4 protein-coding genes are annotated in these 4,196 nt (G+C 66.5%); 3 read left to right on the top strand and 1 reads right to left on the bottom strand.

Annotation, left to right across the window (positions count from 1 at the left end; translation table 11 throughout):
* Positions 1-180 precede the first annotated feature (180 nt).
* A complete protein-coding gene (dksA, locus tag ACE026_RS12115; RefSeq protein WP_486039195.1) occupies positions 181-1,452 on the bottom strand; it encodes an RNA polymerase-binding protein DksA in 1,272 nt (423 codons plus the stop codon).
* Positions 1,453-1,724: 272 nt separating this feature from the next.
* Between dksA and yidD the strand changes: the two genes are divergently transcribed.
* From yidD to ACE026_RS12100, 3 genes are read left to right on the top strand one after another with little or no spacing between them, the layout of a single operon-like run.
* Positions 1,725-1,982: a membrane protein insertion efficiency factor YidD gene (yidD, locus tag ACE026_RS12110; RefSeq protein ID WP_486039194.1), complete on the top strand. Its 258-nt coding sequence runs from the start codon at positions 1,725-1,727 to the stop codon at positions 1,980-1,982.
* Positions 1,983-3,329, top strand: coding sequence for a dihydroorotase (locus tag ACE026_RS12105; RefSeq protein ID WP_313212358.1), 1,347 nt, complete (start codon positions 1,983-1,985; stop codon positions 3,327-3,329). It abuts the gene before it with no gap.
* Positions 3,329-4,174, top strand: a complete 846-nt coding sequence (locus ACE026_RS12100; protein WP_486039193.1) for a M23 family metallopeptidase — start codon at positions 3,329-3,331, stop codon at positions 4,172-4,174. The genes ACE026_RS12105 and ACE026_RS12100 overlap by 1 nt, the downstream gene beginning before the upstream one ends.
* The last annotated feature ends 22 nt before the right edge of the window (positions 4,175-4,196 follow it).

The raw sequence follows: 4,196 nt of genomic DNA, 5'->3' as shown, positions 1-4,196 counted from the left end.
GCACTACGAGCCCCCATGGATGGGTTCACGGCGGGTCCCGGACAGGGCTGCCCGACCCACTCCAAGCACGAGGCATCAAGGCGCCAGCGCCCTGCACGAACGACCAAACCAAAGACAAACAGCCAAAAAAAACCCGGCCGAAGCCGGGTTTTTCGTAGAACAGCACAACCAACAGCGCGATCAGTCGCCCTGCTGCTTCTGCAGATGCTCCCAACGCTCCTGCGCATCGATCGTGCGCTCGGCGGTCAGGCGGGCTTCCAGACGATCCAGGCCAATCTCTTCGCCCGTATCCACACAGAAACCATAATCGCCATCTTCCAGACGCTTCAGCGTACTGTTGATCTTGCCGATCAGCTTGCGATAACGATCGCGGGTACGCAGTTCCAGCGAGTTCTCGGTCTCGCGGGTAGCGCGCTCGGCCTCATCGCCGATATCACGCACTTCTTCCTGCAGATTCGCGATGGTCTGCTTGGATTCCTCCACCAGATCATTGCGCCAGTGCTGCAGGCGCTGGCGGAAATACTCCAGCTGCAGCGGGCTCATGTATTCCTCTTCCGCGCTCGGCTTGTAACCGTCGGGCAGGATCGGACGACCGGTGGCTTCGTCAGTCTTGTATTCCACCACCTTCACCTTGGTGCGAGGGGCCGGAGCGGCCGAACGCGCTGCCACGGCAACGGCGACCTTGCCGACCGGACGGGACACGGGCTTGGGGGCGGACTCGGACTTGGCGGGGGTTTTTGCAGGCGATTTCGAAACGGGCACGGGATTCTTGTTTTGCGGGGCCTTGGAGGCGGCGACAGGGGCGACCGGCGCCGGCGCGGACGCCGGAGAAGGTGCCGCCTTGGCCGGGCTCTTGGCCGGGACAGACTTGGCCGGCGCCGGCGATGCCGGCTTCGGTGCGGACTTCACTACGGGTGCTGCAACCGGCTTGGTGGCCGGCTTGGATGCCACGGGCTTGCTGGCAGTCTTGCTGGCCTTCACCGGCGTGGCCGATGCCTGCTTGACTGCGGTCTTCTTCGCCGGTGCCGGCTTGGCCGCCGGTTTGGCGACAGCAGGCGTCACGGTCTTCTTGGCTGCCGTCTTGCTGGCAGCGGCTTTCTTGACGGGCGCCTTGCTCACCGGCTTGCCTGCCGCGCGCTTGGCGGGCGTGGCAACCGGTTTGGCGACCGTCGACTTCTTGGCAACGACCTTCTTGGCGACGGTCTTCTTGGCCACCACCGTCTTGGCAGCAGGCTTCTTGGCGACAGCCTTCTTGACGGTCTTGGCCGGCGACTTGCTGGCCGCCTTTTTAACGGGTGCCGTCCTGGCCGCCGGTTGTTTGGATGCAGGCTTGCCAGCCGGCTTGGCGGCCGGCTTCTTGGCAACGGACTTGGCCGCCAACTTCTTTACAACAGGCTTGGCGGTTTTCTTGGCGGCCTTGACGGCCTTCTTTGCAGTTTTTTTAGCAGCCACGAAACGCTCTTCCTTGGATTCCCCGGGGCCCGGGAAAGCGGGCCTTTATAGCCTACCCGACCAGCAGCAGCAACCACACCGCCTACTCCGTTCAGCCCCGGAGTCGCAAGGCGTGCGACCGGCCCGCCTGGCAGGCGGGCCAACGTGCGCAGTTCGGTACCTGACCCGGCGACCCCGCGGGGGCGGCCCGTCGCGCGCGTGGGTGCGGACGGGTCCAACGCCCCATCCTGCGACAAATGCGCCCTTCATGCCAACTGGAATAAGATTGGGGGGTGATCTCACGCCTGCTCATCGCCCTGCTGCGCTTCTACAAGCGCTTCATCAGCCCGTTGCTGGGGCCGCGTTGCCGCTTCATGCCCAGCTGTTCTGAATACGCCATGCAAGCCATCGCCACGCATGGCCCCGCGCGCGGCAGCTGGCTGGCCGCGCGCCGGCTGGGCCGCTGCCATCCCTTCCATCCCGGTGGCATCGACGAGGTGCCACCGCGCACCACGCCTGACGCCACCTGCCGCTGCACAGGAAAACACTGAATGTCCTCCACGCTCATCGTCAACGCCCGCCTGGTCAACGAAGGCACCGTCACCCAGGGTGACCTGCGCATCGAAGATGGCCGCATCGCGCAGATCGGCCCCGGCCTGGACGCCCGTCCCGGCGAAACCGTGGTCGACGCCGCCGGCCGCTGGCTGCTGCCGGGCATGATCGACGACCAGGTCCATTTCCGTGAGCCCGGCCTGACCCACAAGGGCGACATCGCGACCGAATCGGCCGCGGCCGTCGCCGGGGGCCTGACCAGCTTCATGGACATGCCCAACACCAACCCGCCCACGCTCAACGCCGAGATCCTGCAGGCCAAGTACGATGCCGCCGCCGGCCGTGCGCGCGCCAACTACGGCTTCTACATGGGCGCCAGCAACGACAACCTGGCTCATATCCAGTCGCTGGATCCCAAGACCGCGCCGGGCATCAAGGTGTTCATGGGTGCATCCACCGGCAACATGCTGGTCGACAACCCGGAAACGCTCGACGCGATCTTCCGCGACGCGCCCACGCCGATCATCACGCACTGCGAAGACACGCCGATGATCGATGCCAAGGCCAAGGAGTACGCCGAAAAGTACGGCGATGCCCTGAGTGCCGAGCAGCACCCGGACATCCGCTCGCGCGAGGCTTGCCTGAAGTCCTCCGAGCTGGCCGTGTCGCTGGCCAAGAAGCACGGCACCCGCCTGCATGTGCTGCACATCTCCACCGCCGATGAGCTGGCCCTGTTCGAACGCGGCCCGCTGATCCGCGCCGATGGCAGCCGCAAGCAGATCACCGCCGAAACCTGCATCCACTTCCTGCGTTTCGACCGCAGCGATTACGCGCGGCTGGGCAACCTGATCAAGTGCAACCCGGCGATCAAGGAAGCCAGCGACCGCGAAGCGCTGACCCGCGCCGTGGCCGATGACGTGATCGACGTGCTCGCCACCGATCATGCGCCGCACACCTGGGAAGAGAAGCAGAAGCCCTATGCACAGGCGCCGTCCGGCCTGCCGCTGGTGCAGTACGCGCTGGTCGCCGCGCTGGAACTGGTGCACGAAGGCAAGCTGGAGATCACCCAGGTCGTGCAGAAGTTCGCGCATGCGCCGGCGCAGCTGTTCGACGTCAGCCAGCGTGGCTACCTGCGCGAAGGCTACTTCGCCGATCTGGTGCTGGTCGAAGACGTGCCCTTCACCGTCAAGCGCGAAGACGTGCTCTCCAAGTGTGGCTGGTCGCCGTTTGAAGGCACCACCTTCCGCTCGCGCATCGCCTCGACCTGGGTCAACGGGCAGCTGGCGTGGGACGGCGAAAAGCTGGTGGGTTCGCCGAACGGCCAGCGCATGAGCTTCGACCGCTGATGCGGGCACGGATGTTGAGCGCGGCCCTGGCGGCCGCAGGCGTCGTGGCGATGGGCAGTCTGCTGCCCTCGCCCGCCGTGGCCCAGGCCGATGCGCGCGTGGTGTTTCCGGCCAGCGCCTCGCAGGGCGCGATGGTGATCGGCAAGGTGCCGGCCGGCAGCGTCGTGCAGTACGGCGGCCGCACCCTGCGCGTGAGCGGGTACGGCAGCGTGGTGTTCGGCATCGGCCGCGATGAGAAAGGTCCGCTGCAGGTGCAGGTGACCCGCCCGGACGGCGGCAGTGAAACGGCCAGCATCGCGGTCACCCCGCGTGACTGGCCGACCGAGCGCGTCAACGGCGTGCCGCCGAAGACGGTCAATCCGCCGCCGGCGATTGCCGAGCGGATCAAGCGTGAGCAGGCGCAGGTCACCGCCGCGCGTGCCCGCGATGACAATCGCGCCGACTTCGCACAGGCCTTCATCTGGCCGGTGCAGGGCCGCATCAGCGGCCGCTTCGGCAATGCGCGCGTCTATAACGGCCAACCCGGTTCGGGCCACTCCGGCATGGACATCGCGGTACCGACCGGCACCCCGGTGAAGGCACCGGCCGCCGGCGTGGTCACCTTCGCTGGCCCGGACCTGTATCTGACCGGCGGCACGCTGCTGCTGGATCACGGCTTCGGGATCAGTTCGAACTTTCTGCATCTGTCGCGCATCGACGTGAAAGTCGGCGACCGCGTCGAGCAGGGCCAGGTGATCGCCGCTGTCGGTGCGACCGGTCGTGCGACCGGCCCGCATCTGCATTGGGGCATGAACTGGTTCGATACCCGCATCGACCCGCTGCTGGTGCTGGAACGCGGAAAGTAATGGAGTGCCGGCCGCTGGCCGG

Source organism: Stenotrophomonas sp. AGC87, from assembly GCF_057333975.1.
The sequence above is the reverse complement of the archived record's forward strand: the minus strand, read 5'-3'. Positions and strand labels throughout refer to the sequence as shown.

Excerpts from the sequence above, each read along its gene's own strand:
- ACE026_RS12105 (WP_313212358.1), top strand. The coding sequence starts at position 1,983 with ATGTCCTCCACGCTCATCGTCAACGCCCGCCTGGTCAACGAAGGCACC.
- ACE026_RS12100 (WP_486039193.1), top strand. The coding sequence starts at position 3,329 with ATGCGGGCACGGATGTTGAGCGCGGCCCTGGCGGCCGCAGGCGTCGTG.